Genomic DNA, 16,555 nt, shown 5'->3' with positions numbered 1-16,555 from the left:
CGCCGCCGAACGAATTTTGATAAAGGTCGGATCCTGAACTTCGGTTCAGGATCCGACCTTTTTTCGTTTCGCGTAACGTGTCGTTCACGTTCCGAGCACAGCATCCCCGACATGGGAACCGCAGCGTTGCTCAGGGCCGCCGGAGTCGGAGTCGGTGACGAGGTCGTCGTGCCGGCCTTCGGGAACGTCGAAGTCGCCGAGGCCGTGACCCTGACGGGCGCGCTCCCGGTGTTCGCCGACATAGACCCGGTGACCTACTGCCTCGGCCCGGACGCGGTCGCGGCGTCCGTAACTCCTCGTACCGCGGCGGTGGTTGTGGTGCACCGTTTCGGACGGCGGGCCGACCTCGGGCGGTTGCGCCGGCTCGGGCGGCGGCACGGGCTGCTGGTGCTGGAGCAGGGCGAGTCCGAGGCGCCGTACGACGAGATAGCCCGGCGCCGGCAACGGGCCGCCTATCTCGACGCCCGGCTCAAGGGCGTACGCACGCCGGACGGCGGGGACGGGCACACCTATCAGCAGTACGTCGTGCGGGTTCCGGGGAACGGCCGGCCGGACCGGGACGCCTTCGCACGGGCCCTGCGGGTCAGGGGAGTGGAGTGCCGGGTGCCGGTGAAGACGCCCGTGCACCGGCTGCCGGCCTTTCGGCGGTGCGTGTCGCTGCCGGAGACCGAACGGGCCGCCGACGAGACGCTCGCGCTGCCCGTGGACGCCGCGCTCACCAAGCGGGACATGCAGCGGACGGCCGCCGCCTGCAACGCCCTCGGCGGGTTGCTTCAGCCCGCCTTCTGAACCAGTCCCGAACGAATTTGGGAACCACGGCCTGTTCGGGGTACAGTTCTTTTGTCGCCGCGAGGGAAACCTCGAAAACGACAGGCCCCTATAGCTCAGTCGGCAGAGCGTCTCCATGGTAAGGAGAAGGTCAACGGTTCGATTCCGTTTGGGGGCTCGGCAAAAAAGGCCCCACCCTTCCGGGTGGGGCCTTTTTCGTGCTTCCTCACACCTCCTGCTGAATGCCCGGGACGCGCATCGCCAGAATCGCCATGTCGTCGGACGGGGCGTCCGAGGCGAACCGCTCGACCGCGCGCATGATGCGTGCCGCGACCGCACCCGCCGTCAGACCGGTGCAGGTGGTGAGGACATCGGCGAGGCCGTCGTCGCCCAGCATGCGCGAGCCCTCACGGCGTTCGGTGACCCCGTCCGTGACGCAGAGCAGCACGTCCCCCGGGTCGAGGGTGACCGTCTCCTCGTACAGCTCCAGATCCTCGATGACGCCCAGCAGCGGCTGCGGTTCGGCCGCGGCCGTCACCGTGCCGTCCTGACGCAGGCGCAGCGGCAGCGGGTGGCCGGCGCAGACCACCTTCAGCTCCGCGCTGCCGTCCGCCTGCGTGCGCAACTCGCCGTAGAGGAGCGTCAGGAAGCGGCTGCGGTCCCCCTCGTCGAGGATCGCGGAGTTCAGGCGCTGCAGCACCGCCGGGCCCGACAGGCCCTCGCGGGCCAGCAGGCGCAGGGCGTGCCGGGCCAGGCCGGTGACCGCCGCCGCGTTGGGACCCGTACCGCAGACGTCGCCGATGGCGAAGCCGTACGCGCCGTTGCCGATGGGGAAGACGTCGTAGAAGTCGCCGCCGACCTCGTTGCCCTCGCCCGCCGCGCGGTAGATGACCTCGACCTCGACGCCGTCGATGTGCGGCAGGCCCGGCGGGAGCAGGCTGCGCTGGAGGGACTGGCTGATGGCCGTGCGCTCCGAGTACAGACGGGCGTTGTCCAGGGCCAGGGCGGCCCGGCGGCTCAGGTCCTCGGCGAGTTCCAGGATCTCCTGGCGGAAGTGCTCGTCGGTGGGCTTGCCGAGGGTCAGCATGCCGATGACGCGGTTGCGGGCGACGAGCGGCAGGACCACCGTCTCCCCGCCGACCGCGGACGCCGTCGCGAGCGTCGGGCCGATACCGGAGGCGATGCGGTGCGTGGGGCCGCCCGCCAGGCCCAGGCTCCGCATGGAGCTGCGCAGGGCCGCCTGGTGGGCGACCTCGCCAGGGGCCGTCCAGACGCGGGCGCCGGGGGTCGGCACCGGGTCCGGCGGCGGGACCTTCGACAGCAACGACTTGATGCCGTCGATGAGTTCCTCGTCCTCGTGCAGGACGTAGGACAGATACGGTTCGGAGGCCTGGTCGGCGATCGTGTAGACCGCGCACCAGGTGGCCAGGGTCGGGACCGTCATCTGGGCCATCAGGGCCAGCGTCTGGTCCCGGTCCAGCGTGCCGGCCAGCAGGTCGGAGGCCTCCACCAGGAAGCTCAGCGAACCGCGGCGCAGCCGTTCCAGCTCACCGAGGCGGGCCGACTCGACGGCCAGGGCGATCCGGTCGGCGGCGAACTGCAGGCGCAGCGCCTCCTCGTTGGTGTACCGGCCGGGTGCCTCGGCGGCGACGCCCAGGGAGCCGGTGAGGCGGCCCTCCACCTTCAGCGGGACGGTGACGACCGAGCGCATCCCGGTGCCGGCGAGCAGCGGTACGGCGCCGGGGACGGCGGCCAGGTCGTCGTGGACGGCGGGCATGCGGGCGGAGCCGTAGCGGCCGGGGCCCGCCTCGACCGGCACGCGCGCGAAGCGCTGGCGGGCGGAGGGCAGTCCGGTGGAGGCGCGGACCTCCAGCTCGGTCTCGTCGTCGGTGGCCAGCAGCAGGAACGCGGAGTCGCCGTCGAGCATGTCGCGGGCGCGTTCCACGGTGCGCTGGAGCAGCCCGTCGAGGTCGTCCGGGGCGGGGGAGCCGATGAACACCTCGAACGGGTCGGTGCTCTGCCCGTCGGAGGACGGCGTCTGGTCGCCGGCCGGGACCCGGGGCGGCGACTGCAGGACGGCGCGTTCGTGGTCGCGCACCAGCAGGCACACGGTCGAGGGTTCGCCGCCGGTGTCACGGACCCGCAGATGGGAGGCGTACACCTGGGCCACCCGGCCGTCGGCGCGGCGGATGCCGTAGGTGCCCTCCCAGCGGGAGAGCTCGAGGGCCTCGGCGATGCCGGTGCCGGTGCCCGGGGTGTGCGGCCAGGCCGCGAGGTCGGTGAGGGGTTTGCCGATGACGTCGCAGGCGGAGTAGCCGAACAGCTCCTCGGCGTCCTCGTTCCAGGCGCTGATGCCGCCCTTGCGGTCGATCTGGAGGACGGCGACGCGGACCCGGCCGTCGGCCAGCGGCAGCAGGTCGGCGGGCAGGGCGGGACCGGCGGTGCGGGTGCCCACGGGGCGTTCGGGGAGGTTGAGCTGGAACCAGACGTTCTTGTGGGTGGGGGTGTAGTCGACGCCCCAGCGGGTGGCCAGGGCCGCGCAGAGCTGGAGGCCCCGGCCGCCCTCGCGGTCCGGGCTGCCCATGGAGACGGCGGAGCTCTGGAGGGGGACCTCGCGCTCCGGGTAGCGGTCGGACACCTCGATGCGCACGCCGTCCTCGGTGCGCAGGCACAGCACGTCCGCGTGCGTGCCCGCGTGGACGACGGCGTTGGTGACCAGCTCGCTGGTCAGGACGACCGCGTCGTCCACGATGTCGGCGAATCCCCAGCCCTGGAGGGTGTCGCGGACGAAGGCCCGGGCGGTCGCGACGGAGCGCCCGACGGGTTCGAAACTGGCGGCCGCACGCGCGGTGATCACAGAACTCCTCGGCCGGTTGTCGGCATGCAGGGCTGTCCCGCCGGGCGGCTCGCGCCGCTGCTGCGGCATCGGCTCGCCCGTCGGCTGTGGCTCCGGGGGCTGTCCCCCGGGGATCAGTCCGGTGGTCATGGTGTCCGGCCGCCCCTCCGATGCCCGCTCGTACTCGTGCCACCGCCCAGACCGGTCGGACCGGTGCGGCTGGACAGCCGCATGCAAGGTTACTTACCTTCGCGGTCCGAGCGGATGCCGGTCTTCGGTGTTTACGCCCCCAGGGTGTGCGGACGATGTGCGAAGCTGCCGAACTGTTATGGCCGGGTTCGGCCGGGGTGAAACACTGGGCAAGCTTCTGATGAAGGTCGGTACGGGCCGCGTGTGCCGGGCGCACGGCGGGCAGCAGCCCCTGGTGTGGCCGGATCCCGTCCGGCGGACATACGCAGAAGCAACCGGTACGCGGACGCGACCGGTATGCCGGTGACCGGCACGCCGGGCCGAAGCGGCCGAGCACAGCAGTAACGGTCTACCCCTCCGGGAGGGACACAGTGGAGTCTGGCGCGGCGACGCGAGGCACGAAGACGCGCGCGAAAGGCGGACCGTCCCTGGGCAGGAGCGGCGGCACCACGACGGTGGACACGGCCGCCCTGAACCGGCTGCTGGCGGCCCTCGTGGCGATGCGGGACGGGAACTTCCGCAAGCGGCTGACGGTCTCCGGAGACGGCGTGATGTCGGAGATCGCGGCCGTCTTCAACGAGGTGGCCGACCGGAATCTGCACCTGACCGGTGAGCTGTCGCGGGTACGGCGCATGGTGGGGCGTGAGGGAAAACTCACGGAACGGCTGGAGACGGGTGCCTGCGAGGGTTCCTGGGCGACCGCCATCGAGCACTCCAACGCGCTGGTGGACGATCTGGTCTGGCCCGTCTCGGAGGTCAGCCGGGTGCTCACCGCGGTCGCCGAGGGTGATCTGTCGCCGCGCATGGAGCTGCGGACGCAGGCGCCGGACGGAGGTACGGGGCATCCGCTGCGCGGGGAGTTCCTGAAGGTCGGCCGGACCGTCAACAACCTGGTGGACCAGCTGTCGACGTTCACGGACGAGGTCACGCGCGTGGCCAGCGAGGTGGGCACCGAGGGCAAGCTCGGCGGGCAGGCCCGGGTGCGCGGGATGTCGGGTTCGTGGAAGGACCTGACCGAGTCCGTCAACACGATGGCGGACCGGCTGACCGCCCAGGTGCGGGACATCGCCCTGGTGACGACGGCGGTGGCCAAGGGCGATCTGTCCCGCAAGGTGACCGTGCACGTCGCCGGCGAGATGCTGGAGCTGAAGAACACCGTCAACACGATGGTGGATCAGCTTTCGGCCTTCTCCTCGGAGGTCACCCGGGTGGCCCGGGAGGTGGGCACCGAGGGCATCCTGGGCGGCCGGGCGCAGGTGCCCGGGGTGGCCGGCGTGTGGAAGGAGCTGACCGACTCCGTCAACACGATGGCGGGCAACCTGACCGCGCAGGTGCGGGGGATCTCGCAGGTGACGACGGCCGTCGCCAGCGGTGACCTGTCGCAGAAGGTGACGGTGCCGGCGCGGGGCGAGGTGGCGCGGCTCGCCGAGACGATCAACCAGATGACCGAGACGCTGCGGATCTTCGCGGACGAGGTCACCCGGGTGGCGAACGAGGTCGGCGCGGAGGGGCGGCTCGGCGGCCAGGCGAACGTGCCGGGCGCGGCCGGTACGTGGAAGGACCTGACCGACTCCGTCAACACGGTGTTCCGGAACCTGACGACGCAGGTGCGGGACATCGCGACGGTGACGACCGCGGTGGCCAACGGTGATCTGTCGCAGAAGGTCACCGTGGACGTGGCCGGCGAGATGCTGGAGCTGAAGAACACCGTCAACGGCATGGTGGACCAGCTGTCGGCGTTCGGTGCCGAGGTGACGCGGGTCGCGCGGGAGGTCGGTGTCGAGGGCGAGCTGGGCGGCCAGGCGCAGGTGCCGGGCGCGGCGGGCACGTGGAAGGACTTGACGGACTCGGTCAACACCGCGTTCCGGAACCTGACCGGTCAGGTGCGCAACATCGCCCAGGTGACGACGGCGGTGGCGAACGGTGATCTGTCGCAGAAGGTCACCGTGGACGTCTCGGGCGAGATGCTCCAGCTGAAGAACACCGTGAACACCATGGTGGACCAGCTGTCGAGCTTCGCCGACCAGGTCACGCGGATGGCCCGGGACGTGGGTACGGAGGGCCGGCTGGGCGGTCAGGCCCGGGTGGACGGCGTGTCGGGTACGTGGAAGGAGTTGACGGATTCCGTCAACTTCATGGCCGGCAACCTGACGTCGCAGGTGCGGCAGATCGCCCAGGTGACGACGGCGGTGGCGCGCGGTGACCTGTCGCAGAAGATCGACGTGGACGCGCGCGGCGAGATCCTCGAGCTGAAGAACACGATCAACACGATGGTGGACCAGCTGTCCGCCTTCGCCGACCAGGTGACCCGGGTCGCGCGGGACGTGGGGACCGAGGGGCGGCTCGGCGGTCAGGCGCAGGTGCCGGGTGTCGCCGGTGTGTGGCGGGACCTGACCGACTCCGTGAACGGCATGGCGGGCAACCTGACGGCCCAGGTGCGCAACATCGCGCAGGTCGCCACCGCCGTGGCGCGCGGTGACCTCTCGCAGAAGATCACCGTGGACGCGCGCGGGGAGATCCTGGAGCTGAAGAACACGCTGAACACGATGGTGGACCAGCTGTCGTCGTTCGCCGACCAGGTCACGCGGGTGGCCCGTGAGGTGGGTACGGAGGGCATCCTCGGCGGGCAGGCCGAGGTGCAGGGGGTCTCCGGCACCTGGAAGGACCTCACGCAGTCCGTGAACTTCATGGCGAACAACCTGACGATCCAGGTGCGCAACATCGCCGAGGTCACGACGGCTGTCGCGAAGGGTGACCTGTCGAAGAAGATCACTGTTGACGCGAAGGGCGAGATCCTCGAGCTCGTCACGACGGTCAACACCATGGTTGATCAACTCTCGAGTTTCGCCGAGCAGGTGACCCGGGTGGCCCGTGAGGTGGGCACCGAGGGCATCCTGGGCGGTCAGGCGCACGTGCCGGGGGTCACGGGCATCTGGAAGGACCTCAGCGACAACGTCAACCTGATGGCCAACAACCTGACCATGCAGGTGCGCAACATCTCGCAGGTGGCTGCGGCCGTCGCCAACGGCGATCTGACGCGGCAGGTGACGATCGAGGCGCGCGGCGAGGTGGCGCAGCTCGCCGACACCATCAACACGATGGTCAAGACGCTGAGTTCGTTCGCCGACCAGGTCACCAAGGTGGCCCGTGAGGTGGGCACGGACGGCATCCTGGGCGGTCAGGCGCACGTCCCGGGCGTGGCCGGCACCTGGAAGGACCTCACCGAGTCGGTGAACCAGATGGCGTCCAACCTGACCGGACAGGTGCGCAACATCGCCATGGTCACCACGGCCATCGCCAAGGGTGACTTGACGAAGAAGATCGACATTGACGCCCGCGGCGAGATCCTCGAGCTGAAGACGACGATCAACACGATGGTCGACCAGCTGTCCAGTTTCGCCGAGGAGGTCACGCGGGTGGCCCGCGAGGTGGGCACGGAGGGGCAGCTGGGCGGTCAGGCACGCGTGCGTGACGTGGACGGCACCTGGCGCGACCTGACCGAGTCCGTGAACGAGATGGCCGAGAACCTGACCCGGCAGGTGCGGGCCATCGCGCGCGTGGCGACCGCGGTGACCCGGGGCGACCTGAACCTGAAGATCGACGTGGACGCGGCCGGCGAGATCCAGGAGTTGCAGGACTACATCAACAAGATGATCGCCAACCTGCGGGACACCACGATCGCCAACAAGGAGCAGGACTGGCTCAAGGGCAACCTGGCCCGTATCTCCTCCCTCATGCAGGGCCGCCGGGACCTGGAGGACGTGGCCTCGCTGATCATGAGCGAGCTGACGCCGGTGGTGTCCGCGCAGCACGGCGCGTTCTTCCTGGCGATGCCGCTGATGGAGGGCAAGGGCGTCGGCAACGGCGAGGACGACTACGAGCTGCGGATGCTGGGCTCGTACGGCTACTCGATGGGCTCCATGCCGACGTCGTTCCGGCCCGGTGAGGCGCTGATTGGCACGGCCGCCCAGGAGAAGCGCACGATCCTGGTGGACAAGGCGCCCAGCGGCTATCTGAAGATCTCCTCCGGGCTCGGCGAGGCCCCGCCCGCGCAGGTGATCGTGTTGCCGGTGCTGTTCGAGGGCAAGGTGCTCGGCGTGATCGAGCTGGCGTCGTTCACGCCGTTCACGCAGATCCAGAGGGACTTCCTCAGCCAGATCGCCGAGATGATCGCGACCAGCGTCAACACCATCTCGGTCAACACCAAGACCGAGAAGCTGCTCAAGCAGTCGCAGGAGCTGACCGAGCAGCTGCGGGAACGGTCGGCCGAGCTGGAGAACCGGCAGAAGGCACTGCAGGCCTCCAACGCCGAACTGGAGGAGAAGGCCGAGCTGCTGGCCCGGCAGAACCGGGACATCGAGGTGAAGAACACCGAGATCGAGGAGGCCCGGCAGGTCCTGGAGGAGCGCGCCGAGCAGCTCGCGGTGTCGATGCGCTACAAGAGCGAGTTCCTCGCCAACATGTCGCACGAGCTGCGCACCCCGCTCAACTCGCTGCTGATCCTGGCGAAGCTGCTCGCCGACAACGCCGAGGGCAATCTGTCGCCCAAGCAGGTGGAGTTCGCCGAGACCATCCACGGCGCGGGCTCGGATCTGCTCCAGCTGATCAACGACATCCTGGACCTGTCGAAGGTCGAGGCGGGCAAGATGGACGTCTCGCCGACCCGGATCGCGCTCGTCCAGCTCGTGGACTACGTGGAGGCCACCTTCCGGCCGCTGACCGCGGAGAAGGGCCTCGACCTGTCCGTGCGGGTCTCGCCGGAGCTGCCTGCGACCCTGCACACCGACGAGCAGCGGTTGTTGCAGGTGCTGCGCAACCTGCTGTCCAACGCGGTGAAGTTCACCGACTCCGGTTCGGTGGAGCTGGTGATCCGGCCCGCCGGCGCGGATGTGCCGGACTCCATCAGGGAGCAGTTGCTGGAGGCCGGTTCGCTGGCCGATCCGGACGGCGAGCTGATCGCGTTCTCGGTGACGGACACCGGCATCGGCATCGCGGCCAGCAAGATGCGGGTGATCTTCGAGGCGTTCAAGCAGGCGGACGGCACCACCAGCCGCAAGTACGGCGGCACCGGCCTGGGGCTGTCGATCTCGCGGGAGATCGCGCAGTTGCTCGGCGGTGAGATCCACGCGCAGAGCGAGCCCGGGCGCGGCTCGACGTTCACGCTGTATCTGCCGCTGCACATGAGCGAACTGCCGCCGCAGGGCTACCAGCAGTCCGCGCCCGCCCTGGAGGCCGGCGACCTGGTGGCCTCCGAGGCGCATCTCTCCTCGGAGCTGTCCGCGGTGGAGATCGAGACGCCGGCCGAGGTGAAGTCGTACCAGGAGACGCAGAACGGTCCCGCCGCGCTCTTCCGGCGCCGGCGGCGCTCCTTGTCCGAAGCGGCGCAGCGGGCCGAGCAGTGGGCGGCGGTTCCCGAGCAGGAGCAGCCCGCGCCGCCCACGGTGCGGTTCGGCGGCGAGAAGGTGCTGATCGTCGACGACGACATCCGCAACGTCTTCGCGCTCACCAGCGTCCTGGAGCAGCACGGGCTGTCGGTGCTGTACGCCGAGAACGGCCGGGAGGGCATCGAGGTGCTGGAGCAGCACGACGATGTGGCGGTGGTGCTGATGGACATCATGATGCCCGAGATGGACGGGTACGCGACGACCACGGCGATCCGCCGGATGCCCCAGTTCGCGGGTCTGCCGATCATCGCGCTCACCGCGAAGGCGATGAAGGGCGACCGGGAGAAGGCGATCCAGTCGGGTGCCTCCGACTACGTCACCAAGCCCGTCGACCCCGATCACCTGCTGTCGGTGATGAGCCAGTGGATGAGGCCGGAGTGAGCCGGGCGGCCTTCCCGGCGGGGCGCGCCGGGAAGGCCGGGGCCACGCGCGGCGCGCGCCGGGAGTTGCTGCATGATGGGGGCCGGGAACACACGGGAATCCCGGATTCCGGGAACCATCCGGGAACCCGCCGCGTTTCCGGTACGTGCACAGTGACATCGCGGTGACAGGGTGTGGCGACAGGCGGGGTGCGGCTACGATGACCGGCACAAGGACGGGCGGCGAAAGGGAGTCGTCCCCTGGGGCGGCGCCCGGTGTACCGCCGGGGCGAGGAGGGCGGGCCATGGTGCAGAAGGCCAAGATCCTCCTGGTCGATGACCGGCCGGAGAATCTGCTGGCGCTGGAGGCGATCCTCTCGGCGCTCGATCAGACACTGGTGCGGGCATCGTCCGGGGAGGAAGCGCTCAAGGCACTGCTCACGGACGATTTCGCGGTCATCCTGCTGGATGTCCAGATGCCGGGCATGGACGGTTTCGAGACGGCCGCACACATCAAGCGGCGGGAGCGGACGCGGGACATCCCGATCATCTTCCTCACCGCCATCAACCACGGCCCGCACCACACCTTCCGGGGTTACGCGGCCGGCGCGGTGGACTACATCTCCAAGCCGTTCGACCCGTGGGTGCTGCGCGCGAAGGTCTCGGTGTTCGTCGAGCTGTACATGAAGAACTGCCAGCTGCGGGAGCAGGCGGCGCTGCTGCGGCTGCAGTTGGAGGGCGGCGGCAGGGGCGGGGTGGCCGGTCAAGGAGTCGGCCGGGCTGCTCGCCGAGCTGTCCGCGCGGCTCGCGGCCGTCGAGGAGCAGGCGGAGGCGCTGTCCAAGCAGCTGGACGACGACTCCGCGGACGCGGCGGCGGTGGCGACGGCGGCCCATCTGGAGCGCAAACTCACCGGGTTGCGCCGTGCCCTGGACGCGCTGGAGCCGGGCACGGGCGGCAGCGGTGCCTCGGTGCCGTCGCAGAACTGACCGAGCGCGTTCCGCGGATGGGAATGAGGGAGCGTCAATTTCGCTCCCCGCCAGGCACGACACGAACGGGTGAAGCTGCGGGCACACGTGTCCGCCGTCGTCTCCCCCGGTAACCTCACACTCATGGCCTCACGTCCCTCCGCAGCCAAGAAGCAGCCCGCCAAGAAGGCGGCCGCTCCCGCGAAGGCTCCGGCGAAGAAGGCCGCCGCGAAGAAGGCCCCGGCCAGGAAGGCGCCCGCAGGGAAGGCGCCCGCCAGGAAGGCCGTGGCGAAGAAGTCCGCGCCGCCGAAGCCGGTGCCCAGCCCCACCGGGGGCCTCTACCGGGTGGTGCGCGCCCTCTGGCTGGGTCTCGCGCACGCCGTCGGCGCCGTCTTCCGCGGCATAGGGCAGGGCGCGAAGAACCTCGACCCGGCCCACCGCAAGGACGGCGTCGCGCTGCTGCTGCTCGGCATCGCGCTGATCGTCGCCGCGGGCACCTGGGCGGATCTGCGCGGGCCCGTCGGCGACCTGGTGGAGATCCTGGTCACCGGCGCCTTCGGCCGGCTCGACCTGCTGGTGCCGATACTGCTCGCGGTGATCGCCGTACGGTTCATCCGGCACCCGGAGAAGCCGGAGGCCAACGGACGGATCGTCATCGGCCTGTCCGCGCTCGTCGTCGGCGTGCTCGGCCAGGTCCACGTCGCCTGCGGCTCGCCCGCGCGCAGCGCCGGCATGCAGGGCATAAGGGACGCCGGCGGCCTCATCGGCTGGGCGGCGGCCACCCCGCTGACGTACGCCCAGACCGTGGACAGCCCCGGATGCCGCTCGTCCGGGGCCCCGCCGATCACCACGGCGGGCAGGGAGAGTTCGTCCAGCAGGCCGGGACGCGGATCGTCGGTGCGCGGATCGACCACCAGCACACCGTCCACCCGGTGCTCGGCCCACCAGCGCCGGTACACCGCGCACTCGCCGGACACGTCCTCCACCACCTGGAACAGCAGCCCCAAGTGGCGCTCGGCCAGCACCCCTTGGATCCCGGAGACGAGCTGGAGGAAGAAGGAGTCGACGCCCAGCGTGGCCGCGGGGCGGGCCAGCACGAACCCGACCGTGGCCGCGCCCTCCCCGGACAGCGCGCGGGCCGCCGTACTCGGCCGCCAGCCCAGCTGCTCGGCCACCCGGCGCACCCGGGCCCGGGTGGCCTCCGAGACGCCGGGGCGGTCGTTGAGCGCGAAGGACACGGCGCTCTCGGACACCCCGGCACGCCGGGCGATGTCCTTCATCGTGGGCCGGCGGGCGGGGGACCGTCTGGTCGGCACGTTTCCTCCCCTTCGGCAGGGAACTGCTAAAGCGCTTGAGTGTCAAGACCCTAAAGCGCATTAGTCAACTCCCGCAAGATCCCGGCCAGTAGAGCCTAACCGCACCCGTCCCGGACGGAATGCTTCGGCGGCGACGAATCCATTGACTTTCCCGGAACGCCCTGTGCAAGGTCATTCGCGCCACTCACAGCCCCGACACAGCAAGGGAGCCGTGTCCGTGTCCATCTCCCGCAGAGCCCTCACCGCCGTCGCCGTCGCCCTCGTCCTGCCGCTGAGCGCCTGCGGCCCGGGCGGCGGTGACGGCGGCACGAGCGACGCCTCCGGCAAGGTGGAGGGCGACATCACCTTCCAGACCTGGAACCTGCGCGCCGACTTCAAGGATTATTTCGAGGACCTGATCGCCGCCTTCGAGGAGAAGTACCCGGACACCCACGTCAAGTGGATCGACCAGCCCGCCGAGGGGTACGCCGACAAGATCAGCGCGGACGCGGCCGGCGGCACCCTGCCCGACGTCGTCAACGTCTCCCCGGACCTCGTCGCCCCGCTCGCCCGGGCGGGCCTGGCGCTGGACCTCGACAGGGCCGCCGCCCGCTACCGGAAGGAATACCTGCCCGGCGCCTGGGCCGGACACCGAATCCCCGGCACGACCGGCACCTACGCCTTCCCCTGGTACCTCAACACGGGCCCGCTCTTCTACAACAAAGCCCTCTTCCGAAAGGCCGGACTCGACCCCGAGAAGCCCCCGAGGACCTACGGCGAACTCTTCGCCGACGCCCTCGAAATGGCCGAGAAGAGCGGCGGAAAGGTCGCCACCCTCGCCAACGTGCCCACCATCGAGGACTTCGGCCGCTACGGCGTCCCGCTGATGAACGAACAGGGCACCGCATTCACCTTCAACGACCCCAAGGGCGTCGAACTCCTCACCAAGTACCAGCGGTTGTACGACGCCAAGGCCCTCGATCCGCAGGCGCTGACCGCCACCGGGGAGTCCGCCGGCAAGAAGTTCCTCACCGGCGCCGTCGCCATGAACCCCGGCAGCGCCCTGGACCTCGGCAACTTCAGGAAGAACGCCCCGGGCCTGTACCGGAACATAGGCATCACCGACCAGATCACCAGCACCGGGCACGTCAACATGTACGTGATGGGCGTGATGGTCAACTCCCGGACCCGCCACACCCCGGCCGCCGTCGCCTTCGCCCACTTCGTCACCGACGCCGGGAACCAGATGGCCTTCGCCAAGCGGGTCGCCATCTTCCCGAGCACCGCCGGCTCGCTCGACGACCCGTACTTCACCAGGCAGGACGGCACCGACGAGACCCGGGTACGCGTGGCCGCCGCCAAGTCGCTGAAGAACGCGGTCAATTACACCCCCGTGCTGTTCAGCGAGCAGATGAAGACCGCGCTGCGCAACGAGGTCGCCAAGGCGCTGCAAGGCAAGGAGAGTCCCAAGGAAGCCCTCGACAACGCTGTCAAGGCCGCCGACCGACTGCTCCGGCAAGGCTGACCCGCCATGGCCACGCCCCTTCGCGTCCGACGGCAACTCCCCACCAGCCCCTGGCTGTTCGCCGCACCCGGACTGCTGGTCACCGGCGCCTTCGTGCTCTACCCCTTCGTCTCCACCCTGGTGAACTCCTTCACCGACCGCCGCACCCTGCTCCCCGGCCGCTTCGTCGGACTCGCCAACTTCCGCGAACTGCTCCACGACGACATGTTCTGGACCGGCCTGCGCAACAGCGCCCTGTACGTCCTGGTCGTCGTCCCCGCACTCGTCGTCCTGCCGCTGCTGCTCGCCCTGCTGGTGCGCCGGAACATCCCCGGGATCACCTTCTTCCGCTCCGCCTTCTACACCCCCGTCGTCGCCTCGATCGTCGTGGTGGGCCTGATCTGGGTGTGGCTGCTGGACGAACGCGGCCTGGTCAACTCGGTGCTGGAGACGGTGGGCATCGGCCGGGTCGGATTCCTCAGCGACCAGTGGCTGCTCCTGCTCAGCGCCATGGCGGTCACCGTGTGGAAGGGCCTCGGCTACTACATGGTCATCTACCTGGCCGCGCTGGCGAACGTGCCGCGCGAACTGCACGAGGCCGCCGCCGTCGACGGGGCCGGACCGGTGCGCCGCTTCCTGTCCGTCACCGTGCCCGCCGTACGGTCCACCATGGTGCTGGTCGCCGCCCTCTCCTCGGTCGCCGCCTTCAGGGTGTTCTCCGAGGTGTACCTGATGGCGGGCCCGAGCGGCGGCCCGGCCGGCGAGGACACCACCCTGGTCATGCTCGTCCAGCGCACCGGCACCGGCCTGACCGGCCGGGTCGGCTACGCCTCCGCCCTCTCCGTCGTCGTGTTCGCCGTCACCGTCGCCCTCATGCTGCTCGTCCTGCGCGCCGACCGGAGGGAGGAAGCGTGAGCGCCCCGGAGAAGGTCCGCCCCGGGCGGCGCGCCGCCACGGCCCGGGAGCCCCGCCTCACCGACGGCGACGGCCGCCGTGTCCGGCCCGGCGAACTGCTCTGGCGGTACCTGCTGCTCCTCGCCGTCCTCGCCCTGACCACCGGCCCGTTCCTCTGGCAGCTGGCCACCTCCCTCAAGGGCCCCACCGAGGACATCTACGGATCCCCGCCCCGCCTCCTGCCCGCCCACCCCACCCTGCACAACTACGCCCGGGTCGCCGACACCATCCCGGTCTGGGACTACGCCCTGAACTCCCTGAAGGTCGCCGCCGCCAACGTCGTCACCAACTGCGCCGGTTCGGCCCTCGCCGGATACGCCCTGGCCCGGCTGCGCTACCGCGGCCGGCGCGCGACCACGCTCGTCTTCGTGCTGGCGATGCTCGTACCCGTCGAGGGCATCGTCATCGCCCAGTTCACCACCATGCGCGAACTCGGCCTGAACAACACGCTCATCGGCGTCGTGCTGCCCGGCGCCGTCGGTGCGATGAACGTCCTGCTGATGCGCGGCGCCTTCCGCGCCCTGCCCTACGAGATCGAGGAGGCCGCCTACGCCGACGGCGCCAACGTCTGGCAGCGGTTCCTGCGGATCGCCCTGCCCTCGGTCAAGGGAACCCTCGCGGTCGTGGCGATCTTCGCCTTCATGGGCGCCTGGGACGACTTCCTGTGGCCGCTGATCGTGCTCAGCGATCCCTCCAAGTTCACCCTGACCATCGGCCTCAACTATCTGCACGGCACCTTCGCCAACGACGAACGCCTGGTCGCCGCCGGCACGGTCATCGCCGTGGCGCCGCTCATCGCCCTGTTCGCCTGCCTCCAGCGGTACTTCTTCCGGGGCGTCGGCGAGGGCGCCGTCAAGGGCTGAACCTCCCCCGAGCGCAAGGACACCGCATGCCTCCCGCCGTACGCTTCGGCGTCAACTACACACCCAGCCAAGGGTGGTTCCACCACTGGCTCGACTTCGACCTCGACTCCGTGCGCGCCGACCTCGACGCGATCGCCGCGCTCGGGCTGGACCACATCCGCGTCTTCCCGCTGTGGCCGTACTTCCAGCCCAACCGCACCCTGATCCGCCCCCGCGCCGTCGAGCAGCTCGTGGCCCTCGCCGACGCCGCCGCCGAACGCGGCCTCGACACCGCCGTGGACGGACTGCAGGGCCACCTGTCCAGCTTCGACTTCCTGCCCGCCTGGACCCGTACCTGGCACCGCCGCAACCTCTTCACCGACCCGGACGTCACCGCCGGGCAGGCCGCCTATCTGCGCACCCTCGCCGTCGCCCTCGCCGACCGGCCGCACTTCCTCGGCATGACCGTCGGCAACGAGGTCAACCAGTTCGCCGCCGGCCCGCACCCCGACCCCGACCCGGTGACCGCCGAGGAGGCCGGACGCTGGCTCACCCGGATGCTGGACGCCTGCGCCGAGGGCGCCCCCGGCCGCCTCCATCTGCACGCCTCCTACGACGCCGCCTGGTACCAGGACGACCAGCCCTTCACCCCCGCCCACTCCGCCCGGCTCGGCGCCGTCACCGCCGTGCACTCCTGGGTGTTCAACGGAACCGCCCAGCGCCACGGCCGTACCTCCGTGCCCGTCCAGCACCACGCCGCCTACCTGGTGGAACTCGCCAAGGCCTGGGCGGACGACCCGCACCGGCCGGTCTGGCTCCAGGAGGTCGGCGCCCCCGCGCCGCTGGTGCCCGCCGAACACGCCGCCGCCTTCGCCGAGGCCACGATCGGCAACGTCCTGGACTGCCCCGACCTGTGGGGCGTCACCTGGTGGTCCCGTGGCCGTGTCCTGATCGCCCCCGTGTCCCGGTTGCCCGGGTCTGCTCCGTGGGTTTGTGGGTGGGGCCCCGGATCCCTGATGATGATCGCGGCAAAGGCCGGGTCAGCCCCGGTGGACCGGGCCGTGAACGGCCGGTGAACGCGGGCTCCGGCCCATCCGATAGCCTCTGCCGACATGCCGCCCGGTGCCGCAGGCCGGGGCGCCCCACCATGCAGCAGACCGGCGCCGCGCGCCGGCACCCAGGGAGTGAGTTCGGTTGTCGACCGCCATCGTCACCGGTCAGCCGGTCCCCGGATCGTCACTGGAGAACGATCTGCGGTCCCTCGGCTTCGACGTGCGCGTGGCCGCCGACGCCGCCGAGACCGAGACCCTGCTCGCCGCCCTGCCGGCCGACCGGCGCGCCCTGTTCTGCCTGCTCACCATGAACCACCACCCGCTCCACATGGACGCCAACTACGCG

Annotated in this window: 7 protein-coding genes, 1 tRNA gene and 4 pseudogenes; 10 read left to right on the top strand and 2 right to left on the bottom strand. The window is 70.4% G+C overall.

The window, feature by feature from the left end:
• Nucleotides 1-126: 126 nt before the first annotated feature.
• Nucleotides 127-789, top strand: a complete 663-nt coding sequence (locus H5J33_RS06485; protein WP_181793848.1) for a DegT/DnrJ/EryC1/StrS family aminotransferase — start codon at nucleotides 127-129, stop codon at nucleotides 787-789.
• Between the two features lie 84 nt (nucleotides 790-873).
• A tRNA-Thr gene (locus H5J33_RS06480) sits at nucleotides 874-946 on the top strand.
• Nucleotides 947-994: 48 nt separating this feature from the next.
• On the opposite strand, the gene H5J33_RS06475 is transcribed toward H5J33_RS06480, so the two are convergent.
• Nucleotides 995-3,754: a SpoIIE family protein phosphatase gene (locus tag H5J33_RS06475; protein ID WP_181793846.1), complete on the bottom strand. Its 2,760-nt coding sequence runs from the start codon at nucleotides 3,752-3,754 to the stop codon at nucleotides 995-997.
• A gap of 410 nt (nucleotides 3,755-4,164) precedes the next feature.
• Here H5J33_RS06475 and H5J33_RS06470 point away from each other — a divergent pair, with 410 nt between their 5' ends.
• From H5J33_RS06470 to H5J33_RS06460, 3 genes and pseudogenes are all read left to right on the top strand, one after another.
• Nucleotides 4,165-9,618 carry a HAMP domain-containing protein gene (locus H5J33_RS06470; protein ID WP_181793844.1) on the top strand — a complete coding sequence of 1,818 codons (5,454 nt, stop codon included), beginning with the start codon at nucleotides 4,165-4,167 and terminating at the stop codon, nucleotides 9,616-9,618.
• A 283-nt stretch (nucleotides 9,619-9,901) separates the two neighbouring features.
• Nucleotides 9,902-10,583 (top strand): annotated as a pseudogene (locus H5J33_RS06465) (two-component system response regulator).
• A 123-nt stretch (nucleotides 10,584-10,706) separates the two neighbouring features.
• A pseudogene (locus H5J33_RS06460) lies at nucleotides 10,707-11,357 on the top strand (cell division protein FtsK); the annotation flags it as partial.
• Here the strand turns inward: H5J33_RS06460 and H5J33_RS06455 are convergent.
• Nucleotides 11,333-11,878, bottom strand: a pseudogene (locus tag H5J33_RS06455) (LacI family DNA-binding transcriptional regulator); the annotation flags it as partial. The pseudogenes H5J33_RS06460 and H5J33_RS06455 overlap by 25 nt on opposite strands.
• Before the next feature lie 217 nt (nucleotides 11,879-12,095).
• Here H5J33_RS06455 and H5J33_RS06450 point away from each other — a divergent pair.
• The 5 genes and pseudogenes from H5J33_RS06450 to H5J33_RS06430 all read left to right on the top strand — a co-directional run.
• A complete protein-coding gene (locus H5J33_RS06450; protein ID WP_181793842.1) occupies nucleotides 12,096-13,382 on the top strand; it encodes an extracellular solute-binding protein in 1,287 nt (428 codons plus the stop codon).
• A 6-nt stretch (nucleotides 13,383-13,388) separates the two neighbouring features.
• The gene (locus tag H5J33_RS06445) at nucleotides 13,389-14,276 is read left to right on the top strand and encodes a carbohydrate ABC transporter permease (RefSeq protein WP_181793840.1); all 888 of its coding nucleotides are present in this window, start codon (nucleotides 13,389-13,391) and stop codon (nucleotides 14,274-14,276) included.
• Nucleotides 14,273-15,178, top strand: a complete 906-nt coding sequence (locus H5J33_RS06440; protein ID WP_181793838.1) for a carbohydrate ABC transporter permease — start codon at nucleotides 14,273-14,275, stop codon at nucleotides 15,176-15,178. The genes H5J33_RS06445 and H5J33_RS06440 overlap by 4 nt, the downstream gene beginning before the upstream one ends.
• 26 nt (nucleotides 15,179-15,204) lie before the next feature.
• Nucleotides 15,205-16,233 carry a glycosyl hydrolase gene (locus H5J33_RS06435; RefSeq protein ID WP_309485337.1) on the top strand — a complete coding sequence of 343 codons (1,029 nt, stop codon included), beginning with the start codon at nucleotides 15,205-15,207 and terminating at the stop codon, nucleotides 16,231-16,233.
• Between the two features lie 118 nt (nucleotides 16,234-16,351).
• A pseudogene (locus tag H5J33_RS06430) lies at nucleotides 16,352-16,555 on the top strand (hypothetical protein); the annotation flags it as partial.

Origin of the sequence: Streptomyces sp. WELS2, from assembly GCF_013870595.1 — a bacterium.
Taxonomy (GTDB): domain Bacteria; phylum Actinomycetota; class Actinomycetes; order Streptomycetales; family Streptomycetaceae; genus Streptomyces.
This window is presented reverse-complemented; position numbering and strand designations above follow the sequence as displayed.

Bases quoted from the DNA above. Each gene is read 5' to 3' on its own strand.
- H5J33_RS06475 (WP_181793846.1), bottom strand. From the start codon at position 3,754: ATGACCACCGGACTGATCCCCGGGGGACAGCCCCCGGAGCCACAGCCG.
- H5J33_RS06445 (WP_181793840.1), top strand. From the start codon at position 13,389: ATGGCCACGCCCCTTCGCGTCCGACGGCAACTCCCCACCAGCCCCTGG.
- H5J33_RS06435 (WP_309485337.1), top strand. From the start codon at position 15,205: ATGCCTCCCGCCGTACGCTTCGGCGTCAACTACACACCCAGCCAAGGG.